15 protein-coding genes and 1 pseudogene are annotated in these 21,136 nt (G+C 69.5%); 6 read left to right on the plus strand and 10 right to left on the minus strand.

The annotated features are described in order from the left end of the window. Positions 1–159: 159 nt before the first annotated feature. Positions 160–1,344: an epoxide hydrolase family protein gene (locus ACGFW5_RS24890; RefSeq protein WP_393836501.1), complete on the minus strand. Its 1,185-nt coding sequence runs from the start codon at positions 1,342–1,344 to the stop codon at positions 160–162. Positions 1,345–1,447: 103 nt separating this feature from the next. Here ACGFW5_RS24890 and ACGFW5_RS24895 point away from each other — a divergent pair, with 103 nt between their 5' ends. Continuing rightward, positions 1,448–2,011, plus strand: a complete 564-nt coding sequence (locus ACGFW5_RS24895) for a CGNR zinc finger domain-containing protein (protein ID WP_393836502.1) — start codon at positions 1,448–1,450, stop codon at positions 2,009–2,011. A gap of 535 nt (positions 2,012–2,546) precedes the next feature. Here ACGFW5_RS24895 and ACGFW5_RS24900 read toward each other — a convergent pair. The 3 genes from ACGFW5_RS24900 to ACGFW5_RS24910 form a co-directional block, all read right to left on the minus strand. Next, positions 2,547–4,199 carry a hypothetical protein gene (locus tag ACGFW5_RS24900; protein ID WP_393836503.1) on the minus strand — a complete coding sequence of 551 codons (1,653 nt, stop codon included), beginning with the start codon at positions 4,197–4,199 and terminating at the stop codon, positions 2,547–2,549. A gap of 373 nt (positions 4,200–4,572) precedes the next feature. Beyond that, entirely contained in the window at positions 4,573–5,217 is a 645-nt protein-coding gene (locus ACGFW5_RS24905; RefSeq protein ID WP_393836504.1) for an NAD(P)-dependent oxidoreductase, read from the minus strand. A gap of 23 nt (positions 5,218–5,240) precedes the next feature. Then, entirely contained in the window at positions 5,241–5,993 is a 753-nt protein-coding gene (locus ACGFW5_RS24910; RefSeq protein ID WP_393836505.1) for an MBL fold metallo-hydrolase, read from the minus strand. Positions 5,994–6,074: 81 nt separating this feature from the next. Here ACGFW5_RS24910 and ACGFW5_RS24915 point away from each other — a divergent pair, with 81 nt between their 5' ends. Beyond that, positions 6,075–6,704 (plus strand): winged helix-turn-helix transcriptional regulator, encoded by a 630-nt coding sequence (locus tag ACGFW5_RS24915; protein ID WP_393836506.1) that lies wholly within the window; start codon positions 6,075–6,077, stop codon positions 6,702–6,704. Between the two features lie 623 nt (positions 6,705–7,327). Here ACGFW5_RS24915 and ACGFW5_RS24920 read toward each other — a convergent pair. Continuing rightward, the gene (locus ACGFW5_RS24920; RefSeq protein ID WP_393836507.1) at positions 7,328–8,176 is read right to left on the minus strand and encodes a helix-turn-helix domain-containing protein; all 849 of its coding nucleotides are present in this window, start codon (positions 8,174–8,176) and stop codon (positions 7,328–7,330) included. Between the two features lie 125 nt (positions 8,177–8,301). On the opposite strand from ACGFW5_RS24920, the gene ACGFW5_RS24925 reads away from it, so the two are divergent. Next, positions 8,302–9,375 (plus strand): alpha/beta fold hydrolase, encoded by a 1,074-nt coding sequence (locus tag ACGFW5_RS24925; protein WP_393836508.1) that lies wholly within the window; start codon positions 8,302–8,304, stop codon positions 9,373–9,375. 76 nt (positions 9,376–9,451) lie between these two features. Here the strand turns inward: ACGFW5_RS24925 and ACGFW5_RS24930 are convergent, their stop codons facing one another. The 3 genes from ACGFW5_RS24930 to ACGFW5_RS24940 all read right to left on the minus strand — a co-directional run bounded on the left by ACGFW5_RS24930 (position 9,452) and on the right by ACGFW5_RS24940 (position 13,290). Beyond that, positions 9,452–11,020, minus strand: a complete 1,569-nt coding sequence (locus ACGFW5_RS24930) for an IPT/TIG domain-containing protein (protein WP_393836536.1) — start codon at positions 11,018–11,020, stop codon at positions 9,452–9,454. A 251-nt stretch (positions 11,021–11,271) separates the two neighbouring features. Further along, positions 11,272–11,910, minus strand: a complete 639-nt coding sequence (locus ACGFW5_RS24935; RefSeq protein ID WP_393836509.1) for a DUF1772 domain-containing protein — start codon at positions 11,908–11,910, stop codon at positions 11,272–11,274. A gap of 531 nt (positions 11,911–12,441) precedes the next feature. After that, positions 12,442–13,290 (minus strand): class I SAM-dependent methyltransferase, encoded by an 849-nt coding sequence (locus ACGFW5_RS24940; protein ID WP_393836510.1) that lies wholly within the window; start codon positions 13,288–13,290, stop codon positions 12,442–12,444. Between the two features lie 80 nt (positions 13,291–13,370). On the opposite strand from ACGFW5_RS24940, the gene ACGFW5_RS24945 reads away from it, so the two are divergent. The 3 genes and pseudogenes from ACGFW5_RS24945 (at position 13,371) to car (ending at position 18,928) form a co-directional block, all read left to right on the plus strand. Further along, positions 13,371–14,084, plus strand: a complete 714-nt coding sequence (locus ACGFW5_RS24945) for a FadR/GntR family transcriptional regulator (RefSeq protein ID WP_393836511.1) — start codon at positions 13,371–13,373, stop codon at positions 14,082–14,084. After that, on the plus strand, positions 14,081–15,322 hold the full coding sequence (locus ACGFW5_RS24950; RefSeq protein ID WP_393836512.1) for a CynX/NimT family MFS transporter: 1,242 nt from the start codon (positions 14,081–14,083) through the stop codon (positions 15,320–15,322). Before ACGFW5_RS24945 ends, ACGFW5_RS24950 begins: the two co-directional genes overlap by 4 nt. A gap of 82 nt (positions 15,323–15,404) precedes the next feature. Beyond that, a pseudogene (car, locus tag ACGFW5_RS24955) lies at positions 15,405–18,928 on the plus strand (carboxylic acid reductase). A 145-nt stretch (positions 18,929–19,073) separates the two neighbouring features. Here car and ACGFW5_RS24960 read toward each other — a convergent pair. Together ACGFW5_RS24960 and ACGFW5_RS24965 are read right to left on the minus strand one after the other, a co-directional pair. Continuing rightward, positions 19,074–19,271 (minus strand): hypothetical protein, encoded by a 198-nt coding sequence (locus ACGFW5_RS24960; protein ID WP_393836513.1) that lies wholly within the window; start codon positions 19,269–19,271, stop codon positions 19,074–19,076. 259 nt (positions 19,272–19,530) lie between these two features. Continuing rightward, positions 19,531–20,994: an aminotransferase class I/II-fold pyridoxal phosphate-dependent enzyme gene (locus tag ACGFW5_RS24965; protein ID WP_393836514.1), complete on the minus strand. Its 1,464-nt coding sequence runs from the start codon at positions 20,992–20,994 to the stop codon at positions 19,531–19,533. Between the last annotated feature and the right edge of the window lie 142 nt (positions 20,995–21,136).

Consider the following 21,136-nt stretch of genomic DNA (forward strand, 5'->3'; position numbering starts at 1 on the left):
GCTGCCCGGTGCGTTGAGCCCCGCCGCCTCTCATGGACGGCGGGGCAGCACCTTGAACCGGACCAGGTCGCAGTCACCCTCCGACGCCCACCGCACTCACCGCGCCCCTCTCGCACCTCGCGCGCCCCTCCCTCGCCTCGCTCCCCTCCCCCCCTCGCTTCACCCATGAGCCGCCAGCACGGCCGCAAGGCCCTCCCGCAGGTCCTTGACGAAGTAGTCGGGCACCTCCAGCGAAGGGAAATGTCCCCCGGTCTCGGGCGACGCCCACCTGACGATCCGCCGATACCGCTGCCCCGCCCAGGGGCGCGGACACTTCTCGATGTCGCGGGGGTACATGGTGATGGCCGACGGAACGTCGACGCGCAGCTCGGGGTCCAGCGAGTTGTGGCTCTCGTAGTAGATGCGGGCCGCCGACGCGCCCGTCCGCGTCATCCAGTACAGGGTGACGTCGTCGAGAACCCTGTCCATCGAAATCCTCTCGAACGGGCTGTCCTCGGTGTCCGACCACTCGGCGAACTTGTCGAGGATCCAGGCGAGGAGTCCGACGGGGGAATCGACGAGCGAGTAGCCGATGGTCTGCGGACGCGTCGCCTGCTGCTTCGCGTATGCCGCCCGGTGGCGCCAGAAATGGCGGGTGTCCTCGGTCCACTGGCGCTCGGTCGCCGTCAACCCGACCGTCGTCAACCCGGGCGGTGCTTCCGCGAACGTGGTGTGGATGCCGAGAACATGTTCCGGGAACCTGCCACCGAGGACGGTCGTGATGTTGCCGCCCCAATCTCCGCCATGGGCAAGGAACTTGACGTAGCCGAGCCGTCCCATCAGCCGCACCCACGCGGCCGCGATCCTCTCGGTTCCCCACCCGGTGGTGGCCGGCTTGTCGCTGTAACCGAATCCCGGCAGCGACGGAACGACGACGTGGAACGCCGGCGCGTCCGCGTCTTGCGGCTCCGCGAGCTCATCCACCACATCGACGAACTCGGCGACGCTCCCCGGCCAGCCGTGCGTCAACAGCAGAGGGGTGGCATCCGCACGCGTCGATCGCCGGTGCAGGAAGTGGATGCCCAGATCGTCGATGGTCGTCCGGAACTGGCCGATCCCATGGAGGCGCGCCTCGAACGACCGCCAGTCGTACCCGGTGCGCCAGTAGTTCACCACCTCGACGAGGTCGGCGAGCGGAACACCCTGATCCCATCGGCCGGGGCCGGAGCCGGGGCCGGGCGCGGCACGGTGGACCGTCTCGGCCTCCGGCAGGCGCGCCGCGGTCAGTCGCGCGCGCAGATCATCGAGGTCGGCGTCGGTCGCGTGGGCTTCAAATGCTTGTACGTCGCTGGTCGGACGGGGCATGAGACCTCCTGGCCTTCGCGGAACCGGCCGCGATCCAGAGCGAACCGGCTAAGACGGTTCTAACAGTTCTCCGGAGACCGCCGCAACCGGCTAAGGTGGTTCCATGTGTGCTGCCTTCCCCGATTTCCGCCTCGGCAAAGTGCTGGCGACCAGCTTCACGGGGACCCTGTCGGAGCGTCATGGCGACGCCGTGGAGCGCATTCCCACGCCGCGGCGACTGGTCGACTGGCTGACTGTGAGCGGTCTGGCCGTGGACTCCTGCACCGCTGCCCAGCTCGCTCTGGCCCGGGAATTGAGGGAGTCGATTCACGCGGCGGCAACGGCGGCCGCCCTCCGGGAGACCCTTCCCCCGACGGCCGTCCACGTCATCAACGACCGCAGCATCCAGGGCCGGGCCGCGGCGATCCTGACGTCACAGGGTCAGCGACGATGGCAGCTGAGCTCGACGTCCCGCGTGGAGGACGCCCTCAGCGTGATCGCGGCCGACGCGATCGACATCCTCGCGGGTGAACGGGACGGGAAACTGGCCCTGTGCGCGTCACCCTCGTGCCGAGCCGCCTTCTTCGACACCAGCCAGAGCCGCACCCGCAAGTGGTGCGACATGAACACGTGCGGGAACCGCCAGAAGAAGGCGCGCTTCAACGCCGCCCAGCGCACAGACGCCTGAGGTCACCGCGTCTGCCTCTGAGGTGACCGGTTCCGGCTCCGGTCCGCCAAACCCGGTCAACCGGACCGCGCGTCGGCCCCGAGGCGTTCGGGGCTCGTTTCGGCGAGAGCGGCCAGGACGCGTGCTTGGGGCTGAGGACACGCTGCTCGGGCCGAGACCGCGGGCGGCTGGATCCTTAACGTAGGGCCGCGACGACGCTGCCAAAGGACTCGCGCGGAACTTCGCCGTCGCTCACCGGCCGGTCGAAGACCTGCTCCATCGACGCGGCCCAGCAGGGTGTGCATGCAGTTTCCGACGTCTGTCACGCCCAGCCCGACGAGGAACTGTCGGACGGCGTCGCGGCCGGCGCCCTGGGACAAAATACCTGCCTATACGAACTGCCGGACCCAAGCCGGATCATCAGCTACCGCTGACGCCTGTGACCGAGGATCGTAGTTGGCGGGTGATGCTCCCTGCGGCGCAGGTCGTCAGTAGCGAGAGGGAGCTGGTTGGCGGATCTTGAGGGCCATAGTTGGCGGCCCAGGGTGTGCGTTGATCACGGTGTGTGAGTGACGGTTGTGATCAGCTGCCTGGCGTGGTCTTCGAGGGCCCTGCAAAGGCCGGCGGAGGGGATGGGTTGTTCGACGCCGAGACGACTTTCCGGGAGGACGACGCGTGACCCGAGACCCCTCGCACGCTGATCCGCTGGAGGGCCTGCCTTTACGGTCCAGGATCGCTGAGTTGATCCTGGGCGGGCACCCGCCGCGCGACACCTACCTCGGCTGGCAGAGCTACCGCTCACGCCGCGGCCTGCTCCTTCCCGCTCCGGCGATCTCGCTGCAGCAGTGGAGGACGATCCCGGAGAGCCGCCGCGCGGACTACGATCTCTTCCGCCATCTGACGAACGCGAACCTTCCGCTGCAGGACACCCCCATGCACGACAAGGTGGGCAGGCTGCCGCGTCGTCGCGTGGCGGCGGCAGGAACATGGGCCGCCGGTTCAGGGCCTCGTGCAGCGACGGCGGAGCCACCGGCCGGGTTCCGGCGAGTGCCCCTTCCCGTCGCCGGCGGCGGTCGCTGTCGACCGCCCTGTCGATCATGCCGGCGTGCTCCACCCAGGCCGCAGGCATCCGCGCCGCAGACAGCTCGTCCGCGGGGGCCGGCTCAGCGGGACGGTCGGCCGCCGCGGTCTGCGCGCGGGCGATCTCACGGGCCTGGGCGACGCGCCGCTTCTTCCCCGCCTTCTTCCCGGCCTGGCTCGGCCACTCGTCGACGGGGGTGACCGAGCCGAGGATCCCAAGCAGATGCTCCAACAGCTCATCCTCGGAATGGATCTTGATGTTGTTCGCCTTCACGTGTCCCAGGAGAGCGTCGGCGGTCTTGTCGGAGAAGGCGGGAATCTCACCCTCGGGCGGCAGCCCTCGCCAGCGCATGACGTGCCAGGTCTCGTGGTCCGCCGGGTCCTGGAAGAACACCTGCCGTCGGTCCCTGCGGTCACTGCGGACCACCCACTGGCCCGCGTGCCTGCCGCCTCGGGCGGAGGGCTGCTGGAAGCGCGGCTCGTCAAGGACCGGGTGGTGATACCAGAGCCCGAGGATCTTCACTCCCCGGCGCGGATGGATCCTCACGTGGTGCTTGCGTAGGACCTTGTAGTAGAAGCCCGGTTCGGGAAAGTCCAGGTCGAAACCGCCCTGTTCCATCGCCGCGGCGAACAGGGTGTTGGGGCTGTGGTCCTCACCCGGTGCCCAACTCGGGGCGTATTCGCCCAGTTTGCGGTTCTGCCAGATCTGGACGATCCAGGTCGCGATGACGTGTTCGGCCTGCGCGAGTGTCAGGCTCGCATCGCGTTCCGGGTCGGCTCCGCGGTCCGCGACGTCGCCGCCGCCGGTGAAGCCCCGCAGGTGCTCGAAGAGCATGGTCTGGATCGTGAGGAACTGCCGCTCGACCGCGAACTTGTCGGTCTGCCGCAGCACGCGGGCAGGCAGGATCCGGCAGCCGATCTCGCGTTCGGCTTCCACCAGGTCGTGGTTCTTGTAGGGGCCGCCGTGGTCGGTGGTGACCGTCTCCGGGGCGAAGAACGCCAGAGCGGCGACCCGGTGCCCGGTGAACTCGGCGATCACGTCGGCCGGGACCCCGGCGTAGGGCCACTCCATATCCTCGCCCCAGCCCTCCCGCATCGGGAGCGGCAGCATCACGTCCCCCAGCAGCATCGCGACGTCGACCGAGGCGTCGGACTGCAGCGTGAGCCGGAAGTTCCGGCAGCCCGTGCGTGTAGAGATCGAGCGCGAGGGTCAACGTCGCGGTGACCGCGACGCCGAACACGGTCTCGCGCAGCTTCACCGGCATCGGAGTCGAGTCCAGCACCAGGACCCGACCCGGGCGGTGGACCACCATCCGGCCCGAAACACCGGCCTCCGCGGCGGCCTGAGCCGTCCGTCCGTAGCGCGGCCGGGCGCCACCGGGCCCGAACCACTCCTTCCAGACGTCCGCGAACGTCCAACGGGAAGGGATCCTCTCGGCCACGAGCGCTGCGAGCAGGACGATGAATCGGGTTTGCCGGCCGGCGGCGTCGTTGCTCATGGCTCAGTACGCCACGGTGATGCGGCGGCGGATCGCGGTGCCGCTCTCGATCGTGTCGGCCAAGGCGATCGCGTAGTCGGCGTACGATATGCGGCTGTTGCCGTCGTCGTCGGTGAGCAGGGTGTCCCCGGCGCTGCGGTAGGCCCCGGTCCGCTCGCCCGCTCCGATGACTGCGGCGGGCGACAAGTACGTCCAGTCGAGGTCGTGCACGCCGCGGTAGAGGTCGAGCGCTTCGGACTGGGCCTCGGCGTTGGCCTTCCACGGCGCGGGGAAGTCCGGGTCGTCCATGACCCGGGCGCCGGTAGGCGTGCGTAGGCTACCGGCACCGCCGATGGTGACCAGGCGAGTGACACCGGCTCGGCGGAGTCCGTCGATCAGCGCACGGGCGGCACCGACGATCGTGGCGCGGTCGTTCTCCTGGCCGATCCGGGGGCCGACGGCCGACAGTACGGCGTCGTGGGAGGCGGCGAGGCCGGCGACCGCGGCGGCGTCTGTGACGTCACCGGTGGTCACGGTCAGGGCCTTGTGCTTGAGTCCGTCGATGTGGCCGGCTCGGGTGACCGCGGTGACGGTGTGGCCGCGACGCAGTAGTTCCTCGGTGGTGGGCCGGCCGATGTTGCCGCTGGCACCGAACAGGACGATCTTCATGTGTTGCTCCTTGTTTCTGATGGTCACAGGACGGGCTGGCCGTCGGCGATGATGGCCGCGGTGATGCCGCGCTCGTCGGCGGCGTGCTGGAAGCGCTGCTCGATGTCGGGTTGTTCGGTGTAGAACGGCGGGTTGTGGAACAGGCCGTAGTGCATGGCGCAGACGGTGCCGGCGCCGAGTGCGACGGCGGCCTCGACGCCCTGCTCGGGGGTCATGGTCGCCGGGACGTTGGCCGCGTAGCCCTCGAAGTGGGCGATGACGCCGTTGACCGGGACGAACGCGACGTCGAACGGGCCATAATCGCGGGCGATCTGCCACCAGCTGCCGTGCCACTGGGTGTCGCCGCAGTGGATGACCCGCCGGCCGGCGCCTTCGACGACCCAGGCGACCTGGTCACAGTCGTTGCCGCGCCAGTCCAGCGAGGTCACCGGGGTGACGGTCAGCTTTCCGATGCGGCGTGACTGGCCCAGGTCCTGGGCGACGGGGGTGATGCCCACCTCGTGCAGCGCCGCCGCGCTCGGGGTGTGGCAGCCGATCGTGCCGGTGGCCGCGATCCGGGCGATCAGGTCGTGGTCGTAGTGGTCGGGGTGCAGGTGGGTGATGAGGGCGTGGGTGCCGGGCGGGGTATCGACCGGGTCGACCGGCCGGTGCGGCGACCCCATCACCGGCGCCAGCGGAGCGACGTTCTCGAGTGGGTCGATCAGCAGGCGGGTGTCGCCGAGACGGATCTCGACGCCGGCCCAGGCCAGCCGACGCACGGAAAGGGTGGTGGTCATGGGCAGCGACGCTAGACCGACGTTGTTGAGAAAGTCAACAAGACAGTTTTGAATCTCAACGTCACAATGTAGGGTGGTGGCATGCGCACCTACGGGCAGTACTGCGGCATCGCGAAATCACTGGACACCATCGGCGACCGATGGACCCTGCTGATCGTCCGCGAACTGCTCGCCCTGGGTCCTTGCCGGCACACCGACCTGCGCAACGGGCTGCCCGGGATCGCCAGCAACCTGCTGGTCGACCGGCTCCGCGAACTCGAGGAAGCCGGCCTGATCCACCGCGAGGCCGCCCCGCCGCCGGTGGCCACCACCCTGTTCTCCCTCACCGAGCGTGGCCGCGCGCTGGAGCCGGTGTTGCAGGAGCTGAGCCGGTGGGGTGTGCCGCTGTTGCGTGAGCCGGGCGGCAACGACACCTTCCGCACCCACTGGCTGGACATGCCCGCCCGGGCACTGACCGACCACCGCCCTGACCAGCCGGCAATCGCCCTGCAACTGCACGCCGACGGCAGCGAGGACCTGGTCATCGAAGTCAAGGACGGCTCGGTGCACACACACGCCGGCCGGGTCGACCACCCCACCGCGTCACTGACCGGACCGCCGCACCTGCTGGCTGCGACTCTGCTCGGCGACCTCGATCTGAGCGCCGCAGTACAGCAAGGCCTGCGGCTCAGCGGCGAACGCGAGGCAGTAATGCGCATCCTGCCCCGCTGATCGACCGGCCGCTCGCGGGCCTGCGATCTCAAGCTCTACCGAGTCTGCGCCGGTCTCAAAAACGACGCGGCCGACATGATCGCCGCCCACCTCGCCCACCGCCGCGCGGACGGCGCCAGCACCCGCCGCCGCTTCTTCGCCGACCCCAAGAACCCCGAACTCGCAGCCACCGACCGCGCCCTGACCGAGGTCGTGCTGCGCACCTGCCGACGCATCGGCATCGATCCGCCCTGGCTCCACCGCGGCTCCTGCCAAGGCACACAGCTCGGCTCCGGCCCCGCCCCCCTCACCGACTGGATGGCCGCGCGCCGCCTCGACGTGGAGATCCTCAGTGACCAGGGCGCCCAGCGCGAGCAGCCGGCACGTGAACTTCCCGGTTCCTGCGCCAAGTTCCAGAACGCGGCGGCCGGGTGCGACACCCGCGCAGGCCACGAGCGCGGCGACAGCCTCGGCGGGGTAGTCGGGACGTGCGGCGGCGTACATGTCCGCAGTGGACTGGTAGCCCTCGGCGGAATGGTGGATGGTCATGTCGATCTCCTCGACTGCGCGGGCGGGTCTGGCAGGCACCTCGAAAGGTGCGCTGCTGAGGGCGGAGCCCGACGGGCTCGGGCCGATCGACGGCTTCAGGCCGATCCACCCTGGGCCGGCCAGGCCGCGGCGTCGGCAGCCAGCCATGGCTCGCTCGCGGCGGCGGTGGGGGGTGCTCCGGTGAACGCACGGACATCGTGATGGAGGTGGGACTGGTCGGCGTAGCCACACTCCGCGGCCACCTGCGCGGGGGCGTGCCCCTGGACCAGGCGGTGGACGGCCTGGTCGAAGCGGACCAGCATGCCGGCACGTTTGGGTGTCAGGCCCAGCTGCGAGCCGAAGCGTGACCACATGCGCTGGCGACTCCACCCGGCCCGGGCCGCGAGGTCACTCACGCGGGCTCGGCCGTGGCTCGCGACAATCTGGTGCCAGGCCCATGCCACCTCGGGGTCGGTCACCCTGCCCGCGTGGAGCCGGGTCAGCAGTTCTGTGTCGACCAGCGCGAAGCGCTCCGGCCAGGTTCGCGCATGATGAAGCCGCTCCCGCAGGCGCGGCGTGTCGCGGCCCCACAGGTCGTCGAGTGCGATGACGCTCGCGCCCAACTCCCCCAGCGGCAGCCCGAGCACGGGGTACGCGACAAGCGGAGACAGGCGTATCTGCACACACTCGATGGCCTCGGCGTGTATCTGGAACACGCTGAAGGACAGTCCGGCGACCAGGCTGTCCGAGCGTATGGGGCCGGCTGCGCCGTCTATGTCGAGCGGGCGGTCACCGAACTCGACGGCCACCGTGACGGCTGGGTGCGGGATGGCCCGTAGCTGGACCGAACTGTCGCCGCGAATGCGGAAGCCGGCCATGTCCACGCCGGGCAGCGCGGTGGCCCGCGCCGGTCGCTCGATCTCCCAGGCGGCGGTGGGGCTTGCCTTCCCGCGAACCGGTCGCACGCCTCGACTGTACGAGCGGCTCGGTGCCGGGAGCAACCAAGCGTGCAGCGCGGACATTTCTCCAAGACGCGTCGCGCCGGGCGGCGGAAAAGTGAGGGCGTCATGAACCGGGCGATGGAGGAGCCATGGATGAGACAACCACCCCGCAGGGCCGGCACACATATGGCGACGCAGAGGCGGCGCCGCGCGTCCCGCACAAGGGGCGCGTCCCACACAAGCCCAGCATCCCGAACAGACTGAGCATCCCGAACAAGCCGCGTGTCCCACGCAAGGGGCGGCCGTGGAGCAGGCGGCGGCGGATCACGCTGCTGACCGTCGCCGTGCTGGTGGTCCTCCTCGTGTGGAACACGGTGTCCGTGCTCACGGAGACGGCCAAAGCCTCTGGCGAGCAGATTGTGCGCGTGCCCGGTGGGGACATGCACGTCGTGCAGGACGGGCCGCCCGGTGCGCCCACCGTGGTGCTCCTGCACGGCCTGGCCGGCTCGACGGCATGGTGGGATCCGGTGCTGCCCGCGTTGCGCACCCTGCACGTGGTACGGATGGACCTGCTCGGGCACGGCAAGTCCGCCAAACCCGCCGATGGTTACGGCATCGCCGAGCAGGCACGCCGGGTCGGTGCCGTTCTCGACAGGCTCGGGGTGCGCCGCGCGATCGTCGTCGGGCATTCGACCGGCGGCACCGTAGCCACGTCGCTGGCCGAGCAGCGCCGCGACCTGGTGGCGGCGATCGCGCTGATCGACACCGGCCCGCGGGTGGACGCGTTCCTCGGCGAGAGCTTCGCCGGCCGCCTGACGACCACGCCGGTACTGGGGGAACTGCTCTGGCGGCTGCGTACCGACAGCGTGATCCGCGACGGGGTGAGCACCGCGTTCACCCGCAAGGTGCGGATCACCCACCAGATGATCGCGGACATCCGGGGCATGACCTACCGGAGCCTCACCGCGACCAAAGAGGCGTCCACCGCGTACGTGAAGGAACGACCCGTCCCCGACCGACTCGCCGGCCTCGGCCTGCCCACCTTGGTGATCTTCGGCTCGCGGGACCGGAGATGGCAGCCGTCCTCCGCCCAGGACTACCGCCGAGTCCCCCACGTCCGGATCGAGATCCTGGACGGTGTCGGCCACACACCCATGGTGGAGGACCCCGACACGACCGGAACTCTCCTGCACGGCTTCGTCCTGGAAGCCGCGTCACGCTGACCCGGCATCATCAGCCGTCCACCCCCAACCACCCACCCCGCCGGCACAGCCCGCCGACGGATTCCCCGGCCGCGGCTCAGATGCCCGTGTAGGTGAACTCGTCGGCCGGACTGGTGGGCGAACCGATGTCGTTGACCCACACGGTGATGTTGACCGTCTGGCTGTCGTCGACCTGAGCGGGCGCGGTGGCGGTGAGCTGGGTCTCCGAGATCCAGGTGACCGAATTCGACGGCTTGTCCTTGAACTGCACGGTGGCGTTCTTCGGGAAGCCCGAGCCGGAGATGGTGACCTTGGTCGTCCCCGCCCGCCCGCTGGTCGGGCTGACGCTGGTGACCACCAAAGGGGCCGGTCCGTCATAGGCGAACTGCCCGAGCGGCACAGCGGGCGACGTGCCGAGGATATTGGTCACCCGGACGTCCACGATGCCGACGCCTTTCGGCACGGTGGCGTTGATCTGGTCACCGCCCGGCTTGATCGTGAAGTCGGTGCACGGGATGGGGCCGAAGTCGAGGACGCTGTCCGGGAGGAATGCGTCGCCCTCGATGACGACCGGGGTCCCGCTCCCGCCCTGGCTGGGGCTGACGCTGGTCACCGTCGGGCCCGTGGGAGTCAGCAAGGAGGTCTGGAGCAGGCTGAGGTAGGTGTTGTTGGCATGCTGGTATGCGACCTGCCCCATGAAATCCGCCACCGTGCTGTTGGTCAGCGCCGGGTTGTGCGTCGAGTAGTCCCCGTCGAGCGGCAGCTGTTGCCGCACACCAGGCTGCACGTAGACGTTGCCCTTGGTCAGGCCGTTGAGTACGTCGAACAGGTGGTGCACGGTGATGTTGCCCGCCGGGCCAGGGGGGTCCGGGTACCAATGGTCCTGCTTCACCTCTGCGAGGTCGCTCCAGGCCAGCGGCACCGCGTCCCAGGCGTTGACGTGATGGTTGTTGGGAAAGGGCAGTCCGTTGACGTAGGTCACGAAGCTCTGTAGTCCCGCGGTGGGAGCCGCGAAGGTCTCGAGCGCGAACTGCGGGACGTTGGTCCAGCTCTGCGCCTGCGTGTAGAGGTAGGGGGCGAGCATGGTGGCAATGGAGCCGCCCAGGCTGTGACCGGTCACGTACACCGTCGCACGCGGGGTGGTCGGCGCGGCCTGGACCAGGGCGGCCAGTGCCTGCACCAGGGTGGCGCCCGGGTAGGCGAACGCGCCCTCCGGCACCTGGGCACCCTGCACGTCCCTCGGCGCCGGGATCGATACCATGCCCGTGACCTGGGTGAACGCCGTCATGGCTCCCTTGGAAACCGCGACCGGGGTCGGCGAACCGCTCGCGGTGAACGGGACCACGGTTCCGACGTCCAGGTCTTCCAGGATGTCGGTGATGTTGCCGACCGTGCCGCGCGCGACCACGGCGAACTGGTTGGATGCGTCGATGGTCTTGGCGATGCACACCATGTTGGCGTCGTCCGGACTCAGCGCGAGCCATGCCAGCTGCCAGCTGGCCCGGGTCGCGAGCCAGAGCGCCGTCAGCTGCTGCGAGATACCGGCGGCCACCCGGCACGTCTGCTGGTCCCGGGTCTCCCCCGACGGTCGTGGGGTCGCGGCGGTGGCCGCGAGCGCGGACAGTGTCATGCAGACCTGGGGCGGGGTCGACGTCGCCAAGATCACTCCCGGGGTACTCACCGAACCGATGGATGGACCACTGCCGACCGTAGGTGCCCGGCACGCCGATCCGCGTGCCCGACCGAACCTCAGACGCCCGAACGGCCGCCGGGTTCATCCTGGGGAGCCAATGACGCAGGCGGGGACCGGCGGGGCGCGCAGGAAAAGGCGTAAGGGCCCGGGCTCGACGGCGAGGTGGGTGGGGGGTGGTGGTCAGTGGGTTGCCCACTCGGCGCGACGCCACGGGTTCGGTGGTTTCAGCGGGTGGCGCGTCCGTAAAGGACGAGGGCTCGGGAGAGGGCCGTCAGGGCAGCGGTGCACAGCACAGTGCGCATGATGTTGGCGGCGACCCAGGTGCCCTTGAATGTGTCGACGACCGAGAAGTCCGTCATCTTCGCCACGTCTCCCGCGTCGGCCAACTCATTGTTCAGTGGGATGTTCACGGCGAAGGTGATCACCAGGACGATGAGGTAGGTCACGCACGCCACCCCCACCCAGACGGCCACACCGCGGCGCCCCCTGCGGAACTCGATGACCGCCGAAGCCGCAGACACCAGCAGCGCGAGCACGAAGGCCATGCCGAACAGCCCGTTGCCGTCGATCGCCTTGTTGAACGAGCGCATGGCGATGACGTACGTGTGCTCGTCGCCTGCCGCCAGACCCGGCATCACGGAGACGTCGAAGGCGAAGAAGAGGCCCGCCATCAAGCCTAGGAGGACTGTCGAGACCAGGAGGAGGGCGGTCGTTGACTTGCTGCCCCCGGCACTTGACCCACTGGCGCTCCCGGCAGCCGAACCCTTGGCGCTCCCGGTGGTCAGCGACTCGGGCGGAGCGGTGTACGCGCCCGGCAGACCGCCGGGGTACTGCTGGTGGTCACCTGTCGGCTTGCGGTTCACGGCACGTCCTCGTCTGGGGGGGGGTGGGAGAGATTGCTTGCCATCGGTTTGCTTGCCATCGGTACCGTTGACCGCTCGCGTCATACTGCGATATCAGGTTTCGCGAACAGAGGAAGCCAAGAGGCACCAAGCGGAATTGCGCGAGCCACTTCATAAAAGTGGAATCATTCAAACCGCTTCCACGAATTGACCCCTCCGCAGGAATGTCGAGTTCCGTTCCCGTCAGTTCTTGACCGACCCTAGCGGATTCTGAAGTCGCCTTTCATTCTCGATTCCGCATGACGCATGACGCATGACGCATGAGGTTGGAATCACAGACATGCGCCCCTTGTGCGTGCCGCGGGCGGCCAGGTGGTTTTACCGTCCCACCGAAGGAAAAAACGAACCATGTCATTCCGTCAGGAAACGGCCTGGCTCCCGGCAGCCCTGTCGTGCTCGGCGCCCGGGTGTTGGCTCTGCGAGAAGTGTGGATCGGCGATTATTCGGGGGAGAACCGGAAGCCGTGCTACCGGCGGACCGCCGCAAGCCGTGCTACCGGCGGACCGCCGAAATCAGTCCTCCGGGTCCCTCCTCGCGCTGCGGCGGGGTGCTGATCGGGCGGCCGTAAGCGGCAGCGCGCTCGCGCACGGTGTGGCTCTCGGCCTGCCAGCCGTGCCCGGCCAGCCAGCCCACCGGGTCGTCAGGCATCTCCGAGACCCACATGGACGCCGCCGACCCCGGCACGGCATCCGCGCCGAAGCGCTCGATCACGCCACGGGAGCCCAACGTCAGCCCCATCCGACTGCCTGCCGCCGACTGCGCGCCGATTCGGGCCAGCAGGAGCTCCACCGCATCCTCGGGCAGATAGATCAGCAGTCCTTCGGCGATCCATGCGGTCGGCATGGCCGGGTCATGGCCCGCGGCCGCCAACGCGCCTGGCCAGTCCTCACGCAGATCCGCCGCGACGATGATCCGCTCGCAGCGCGCGACGGCCCCCTCCTGGCGCAGCACCGACGTCTTGAAGTCCAGCGGCTCCGGGGTGTCGACCTCGAACAGCCGGGTGCCCTCCGGCCAGTCCATCCGGAAGGCCCGACTGTCCATCCCGGCGCCGAGCAGCACGATCTGCCGGATCCCGGACGCGGAGGCCTGCCGCAACAGGTCGTCGAGGAACTTCGTCCTGATGACGATGGAGAACGACACGGCCAACCGGCGGCGCCGCGCCGCCTCGTCATCCGGCGGCGGCGAGGAGGGCCACAGTCCGCCTGCGGTGGCGAAGGCCTGTGCCAGGGGGTCGCGGAACAGCGCGTTGTGCCGTTCGGTCTCCAGCGCCCGCACCCTGGCCACCCCCACCGCCGTGGCCCACACCCCCGACGGCTGCACCTGCTCCTGATCATCAGTCATCGCGCCAGCGTAACGACTCACCCGAACCCCCCTACCGTAGCCTGATGTTCAAACGTCTGATGTTTGTGTACGGTGTCCCCATGAAACGCATCAGCGCCCCGCGCCGGACAGCCAGCCTGTCCGCTCAGCTCGTGGACAGTCTCCGCTCTCACATCGAGGCGGGGGGCTGGCCGGTGGGGACGCGGATCCCGTCGGAGCAGGCCCTCATCGAGGAGCTTGGTGTCGGGCGCAGCACGCTGCGGGAGGCGATCGGTGCGCTGGTGCACCTGGGCCTGCTGGAGCCGCGCGCCGGGGACGGCACGTATGTGCGCTCCTCAAGTGAGCTTCAGTCGGTCATGGTGCGGCGGGCGAGTTCGGCGCAGCGGGACAAGGTGCTGGAGCTGCGGACCGTGCTGGAGGAGTACGCGTCGGGGGCCGCGGCCCTGCGCCGCGACGAGGGGCAGCTGCGGCAGATGCGGGAGCTGCTGGCCGACGCCGACGCGGCCTGTGCCGGTGAGGACACGTCCGCGGCCACGAGCGTCGACGCGCTGTTCCATCGAGCCGTGGTGCGGGCCAGTGGGAACGATCTGCTGGTCGAGGTGTACGACCACCTCGGTGCGGCGCTCACCTCGTCCCTGGGGGGTCTGCCCTGGGATGCCGCCCACGCCGAGGACCACGCCCGCCTGCACCGGCGGCTCGTCGACGCGATCGAGGCCCAGGAGGTGGGTGACGCCCGTGCCGCGGCGGCCGCCATCGTCCAGCTCACCCGCGACCACGAGGGCGCCGCGCCGCGAGTGGCGGAGGACGAGCAGTGAGTCCGCGACCCGATGCGATGTCCCGTCAGCGCTCGACGTCCGGGACACCGGCCGCCGTCGTCACCGGGCCCGCCGTGCCGGTGGGGCTCATCATCGCGATCTGCCTTGTCGCGGCGAACCTGCGCACCACCCTCACCGGTGTTGGCACACTGCTGCCGGAGATCGAGCACGGCAGCGGCCTGACAGCGAGCTGGGGCGGGCTGCTGAGCACCCTCCCGTTGTTGACGTTCGCCGCAACGTCACCCTTGGTTGCCCGGGCCTCCCACCGGTGGGGCAGCGCGCGCCTGTTGGTGGCGGCACTCGGCGTGCTGGCCGTCGGGACGGTGGTCCGCTCCCTCCCCTCCGTGAGCTGCCTGTTCGCCGGAACGGTGATCCTTTCCGCGGCCATCGCGTTCGGCAATGTGCTGCTGCCCGCTCTGATCCGACGGAATGTCCCCGCACGCCGCATCCAGAGCGTCAGCGCTCTCTATGTGACGGTCATCGGCCTCATGGCCGCGATGTGGTCCGGGGTCTCCGCGCCGCTGGCCCACACCGTGCCGGGTTCCTGGCACACCGCATTGGCCTGGGGCGTCGCCTTCACCGTCGCGGCGCTTGTCGCCTGGCTGCCCCGGATGCGCGGTGACACGCCTCAGGCGTCCACCGGCGGGACCCACAGCCCGGTGCCCTGGCGGTCGCGGCTCGCCTGGCAGGTCACCTTCTTCATGGGCTTGCAGTCCCTGGCCTTCTACACCGTCGTCGCGTGGCTGCCCAGCATCCTGAGCGACCGCGGCACGAGCAGCACCACCGCCGGATGGATGCTGTTCTGCTACCAGGTGGTATCCCTTGCGGCCGGCAGCCTCCTGCCCGTGCTCACCCGGGGGCTGCACGACCAGCGCCGGGTGGCGGCCGGGGCCTCGGTTCTCGTGGCAGGTGGCTTCGCCGTACTGGCCGCCGCGCCCGAACTGTCCGTCCTGGCGTGCACGCTGCTCGGACTGGGCGGCGGGGCGTGCCTCGTCCTCGCGCTGACCTTCCAGAGTCAGCGTGCCGGCAGCTCCGGTGAAGCCGCCGCACTGGCGGGCATGGCACAGTCCATCGGCTACCTCGTGGCGGCGGCCGGGCCCCTCCTCCTCGGCATTCTGCACGACGCCACGCACAGCTGGACGCTTCCGCTCACCGTCCTGGCTGCCCTCGGCATCGCCACGGTGATCGCCGGACACGGCGCGGGACAGGACCGCCACATCCGCCTGCCTTCCCGCTGAACCCTCCACCCCGCCCCACCCCTCAACTTCACCCGGCTGAACAGCATTTCATGATGCCGTGCAGCCACAAAGGAGCTCGCTCATGTCCCCCTCCCCCTTACGCGCCGCCGAACTCGACGCATGTGCCGATCGACGAGGCGCCCATCTGTACGCGACCGACGCGCAGGTACGTGACACCGCGCCCCTGGACGCCGTGACGGAGGCGATCCGGCGGCCCGGGCTGCCGCTCGCGGCTCTGGTGGCCACGGTGATGGAGGCGTACGCGGACCGCCCCGCGCTGGGTGAGCGTGCCACGGAGCCGTTCACCGACCCGGAGACGGGCCGCACCACGCTGCGTCTTTTGGAGCAGTTCCACACACTTACCTACGGCGAGCTGTGGGAGCGTATCGGTGCGGTGGCCTCCGAGTGGTGCCACCACCCCCAACACCCGTTGCACCCAGGTGACTTCGTCGCCCTGCTCGGCTCCCCGAGCGTCGAATACACCGTGGCGGATCTGGCCTGTGTCCGCTCCGGGGTGGTGTCCGTACCCCTGCCGGCCGGTGCCTCCGCCCACCACCTCACCCCCATCGTCGAACAGACCGGACCGCGGCTGCTCGTCACGCACATCGGCCACCTCCAGGTCGCGCTCGACGTCGCGGCGAAAGCGCCCTCGCTGGGCAGAATCATCGTCACCGGCCACCGCCCCGAACTCGCCGCCCACCAGGCGGAGTTGACGTCCGCGCGCGGCCGGCTCGCGGCGCAGGGCCAGGGCGTCACCCTGGACACGCCGGCCTCGGTCATCGAGCGGGGACGGGCCCTGCCGCCACTCCCCCGGGTTCCCGAGGGGTCGGCGGCCGACGCGCTCAGCGCACTGATCTACACCTCGGGCAGTACCGGCACCCCCAAGGGCGCCATGTACACCGAGCGTCACGTCAGGCAGTTCTGGGTCGACTTCGTACCCGGCCAGGCGGCGCGGCCCTCCATCGTGCTGAGTTACCTGCCGCTGAGTCACATGATGGGGCGGGGCGTGCTGTTCGGCACGCTCGCCAAGGGAGGTCTGGCCTGCTTCGCGGCGTCCAGCGACCTGTCGACGCTCTTCGACGACCTGTCCCTGGTCCGGCCCACCGAGTTCGTCATGGTGCCCCGCATCGCCGACATGCTCCTGCGGCACTACCGGGACGCATTGTCCCTGCGGGAGGAGGCCGGCGGTGATGCAGCCGTGGCGGCGGAGCTGGTGAAGGAGGAGCTGCGGGAGAAGGTCATGGGTGGCCGCCTTGTGTGGGCTGTCAGTGCCTCGGCGCCGTTGAGCCCGGAGATGGCGGCGTTCGTCGAGAGCTGCCTCCACGTCAGGCTGCTCGACGGGTACGGGTCGACGGAAGCCGGGATCGTCTTCCTCGACGGCCGGGTGCTGCGGCCGCCGGTGACCGACCACAAGCTGGCCGATGTTCCCGAGCTGGGCTACTTCGGCACCGACTCGCCGTACCCCAGGGGCGAACTGCTGGTCAGGTCCGACCGGCTCGTGCCCGGCTACTTCCGGCGCCCGGACGCCACCGGCGAGGTCTTCGACGAGGAGGGCTTCTACCGCACGGGCGACATCATGGCCCGCGTCGGCCCCGACGAACTGCGCTACGTGGACCGCCGCTCCAACGTCCTCAAGCTGTCCCAGGGCGAGTTCGTGACGGTGTCCCGCCTGGAGGCGCTCTTCAGCGGCAGTCCGCTCGTCCACCAGATCTTCCTGTACGGCAACAGTGCCCGCGCCCACCTGGTCGCGGTGCTCGTGCCCACCGAGGACGCCCTCGTCCGCGCCGACGGGGACACCGGGCGCCTCAGGCGCATTCTGCGTGCATCCCTGCGTGGCCTTGCCACCGAGGCGGGACTCAACTCCTATGAGGTGCCACGCGATTTCCTGGTCGAGAGCGAACCGTTCAGTCCGGAGAACGGGTTGCTCTCCACCGTGCGCAAGCCGTTGCGGCCGGCTCTGACGAAGCGGTACGGCGAGCGGCTTGAAGCCCTGTACACCGAGCTGTCCGACCGTGCGGCCGACGAACGGCAGGCACTGCGTCAGGCCAGCGCCGACCAGCCGGTGCAAGAAGTCGTGCTGCGGGCCGCGCGCGCGGTCCTCGGGCACCAGGACGATGTCGTGGCGCCCGGCACACGTTTCCTCGAACTCGGCGGTGACAGCCTCACCGCGCTGTCGTTCGCCCAGTCCCTGCAACAGATCTTCCACGTCGACGTCCCTGTCGCCGTGGTCATCAACCCGGTCAACACGCTGCGGCAGGTGGCCGGTCACATCGAGAGGGCGCTCGCGTCGGAACACCGCCGACCCACCGCCGACAGCGTCCACGGCCCCGGGGCGGCGCGACTCGTCGCGGCCGATCTGCGCCTGGAGGCGTTCCTCGATCCGCAGACCATCGCGCAGGCACAAACGCGGACCGGTTCGCTGCCCGAGGCCCAGACCGTCCTGCTGACCGGCGCCAACGGCTACCTGGGCCGCTTCCTGTGTCTTGAGTGGCTGGAACGCCTGGCGCAGCGCGGTGGCACGCTGGTGTGTGTGATTCGAGGTTCCTCCGACGCGACGGCCCGGGCCCGACTCGACGCGGCCTTCGACGGCGGCGACCCCGAACTCATGGACCGATACCGCACCTTGGCCACCCGGCATCTGCGCGTGATCGCAGGCGACATCGGGGAACCGGACCTCGGCCTCGACCACGAGACCTGGCGGAGACTGGCGGACACCGTGGACCTGATCGTCCACCCGGCGGCCTTGGTCAACCATCTCCTGCCCTACGACCAGCTGTTCGGCCCCAACGTGGCGGGGACGGCTGAACTGATCCGGCTGGCGATCACGTCCCGGATCAAGCAGTTCACCTACCTGTCGACGGTCGCCGTCGTATTCGGCCATGAGGCAGCGGCCGACGAGGGGGCGGACGCACAGCCTGCGGGACCCGCGACCTCGAAGGTGCTTACGCCGACGGTTACGCGGCCAGCAAATGGGCCGGCGAAGTACTGCTGCGCGAAGCGCACGAAACGTTCGGCCTGCCGGTCGCCGTCTTCCGCTCGAATCTGATCCTCGCGCACCCGCGCTACCGCGGCCAGCTCAACATCTCGGACGTCTTCACCCGCCTCCTGCTGAGCCTGTTGGCCACAGGCATCGCACCCGGCAGCTTCTACGCCCCGGGCACAGGCGAGGCCGGGCACTACGACGCCCTCCCCGTGGACTTCACCGCGCGGGCCATCACGTCGTTGGGTGACGACGCGCGAGAGGGCTTTTGGACCTACAACGTGGTCAACCCGCACGACGACGGCATCTCCCTGGACACGTTCGTCGACTGGTTGACGGCAGCCGGCCACCCCTTGACACGCATCCAGGACTACGCCGAGTGGCTTGACCGCTTCGAGACGGTCCTGCGGAGCCTGCCCGACCGTCAGAAGCAGCATTCGCTACTCCCCCTGCTGCACGCTTTCGCCCACCCGGAGCAGCCCCGCGCCGGATCCGCCCTGCCGGCCGACCGGTTCCGCGCGGCGGTACGCGCGGCAGCCCTTGACGAGGACAACGACATCCCTCACCTGTCACCGGACCTGATCACCAAGTACGTGACTGATCTCCGGATGCGGGGCCTGGTATGACGTAACCCGCCCCCTGCCTCGGCGCAGTTGCTCGGCCGGCCCGGTGCGCGAACCCGCCCGGCTCCGAAGAAGCGGAGTTCCTGAGTTCTCCCGCCCTACGGATGGCCGGCTCCGCACCGTGCCCCACAGGGCAGACGAAGGCACATCAGTGACGAGGCGGGTCCGTCCCGTTCAGCTGCGAGTGGTGAACTGCGGCGGAGCTGTACGACGTACGGTCGTTGCGAGCCCGTATCCGGCGCTGCTGCTCGATGAGCAGACCGTCGACGTTCTCCGTTCGGCCGGTCCTGCGCCGCAGCAACGTCACGATGAGGAACACCACGACTGTTGCGAGCAGACCGAACATGACCAGTATCGTGACCAAGATGCGTCCCCCCGGAGCATGCAGGGGTGTCGCCCAACCCCTGTACCGGCTCGGATCATACGTCCGTCACGGACCAACCGGGTCGAGATCGACGAGATTCCGCTGACGTACGGTCAGGACACCGGCACCGGCACCGGCGTCGCTTCGCCGGGCATTGACGACCCCGCCTTCCTGGGGACGGCCCCGCCGCACCGGCGAAGTGCGCCGCACCCGCTCCTCACCCGCCCCGCACTCCCGTGCCTCAGCCCCGTGCCACCACTCGCAGCGTCTTGACGGACGGATCCGCCGCGTCCGGGATCAGGACACCGTGCTCCACGCCGCTGCGCAGGTAGTCGAGCACCGCATCGGTGATGACCTCCCCCGGAGCGACGGCGGGAACCCCCGGAGGGTAGGGGCTGATCATTTCCGCGGCGATCCTGCCCGCCGCGCGCTCGGCGGGCACGTGTTCCACCGGGGCGAAGAACGCGTCACGCGGCAGCATCGCCTGCTCCAGTTCCAGCGTCGCGGGGTCGGGCAGGTGGACCGGGGACTGCTTCTCGATGGAATCGGCGTTGTCGACGAGCGCGCGCAGCGAGTCCAGCAGGATCTTCTCGGTCTCGTCGTCGTCCGCGTGGGTGATGGAGGCACTGATGCGGCAGCTGTCCGAACCACCCGTGTCCACATGCCGGTGCTCACGCAGCCATTCGGTCGCCTGCATGCCGGTGATGCCGAGTTCCCGTACGTCGATGACGAGCTTGAGGGGGTCGTACGAGGCGGCGAATCCCTCGTCGATGACCTCGCGGCCCATGGGCCGCAGGCCCGGTAGGTCGTCGAGCGCCGACCGGATGCGCAGCGCGCGGTGCAGTGCGGCGTCCAGGAGGTCGTGACCCTGTTCGACCATCTGGCGGCGCCAGCCGTCGAGGGTCGCGTAGACGAGCGACGAGGCGCTGGTCGTGCCGAGCAGATCCTCCCGCTGCTTGAGCGCCTCGGGCGACACCCGGTCGTACTGGAGGTGGAAGACGGAACTCTGCTCGATCGCACCGCCCATCTTGTGGACGCTGGTGACCACCAGGTCGGCCTCGGCGTCCATGCCCCAGGCGGGCAGCGCGGAGTGGAACGGAAGGTGGGCGCCCCACGCCTCGTCCACGATCAACGGGACGTCGTACTCGTGGCACACCCGGGCCACGCCCGCCACGTCCGCACACGTGCCCCACTCGGTCGGCGTGATCAGCAGCATGCCTTTGGCGTCGGGATGCTCCTCCAGGCAGCGGCGTACATCGTCGGGCTCCGGAGGGTGCGCCAAGTGCCGCTCGACGTCGAACTTGGGCCGGACCCAGATCGGCTGCACCCCGTTGACGACGACGGCCGCGATGACGGACTTGTGCGCGTTGCGCGACAGGAGCAGCTTCTCGCCGGGACCCGCCACGGCGGGCATGGCCGTCTTCACCGAGAGGGAACTGCCGCACGTCGAGAAGAACGCCTGCTCGGCTCCGACCGCGTCGGCCATCAGCTCCTGCGCCTGACTGAGCACACCCTGGGATTCACGCCGGTCGTCGAGGCCGTTAAGTGCGAGGACGTCCGCACGGAACAGGTCGAGTCCGAGGATGTCGGCCACTCGGGGATCGACGCCGCGACCCTGCTTGTGCCCCGGCGGGCCATACGCCACGTCTCCGCGACGACGGAACTCCTGCAACGCCTCCAGTACAGGCACCCGTGAGTGATCCATTCGTACCTCCCAGCACGGTTGCGGCCCGGACGGCGGCTCTGCCGTCATGGTCATCGTGTTGCACGGGTGCCGCAATCCAAACCGGCAGGTGTCGTGGTACTCGCTGAGTGGCACCCGTGCAGAGGTACATGCGCGGCGGGCT

It is taken from the genome of Streptomyces sp. NPDC048416, assembly GCF_043200435.1.
GTDB lineage: Bacteria > Actinomycetota > Actinomycetes > Streptomycetales > Streptomycetaceae > Streptomyces.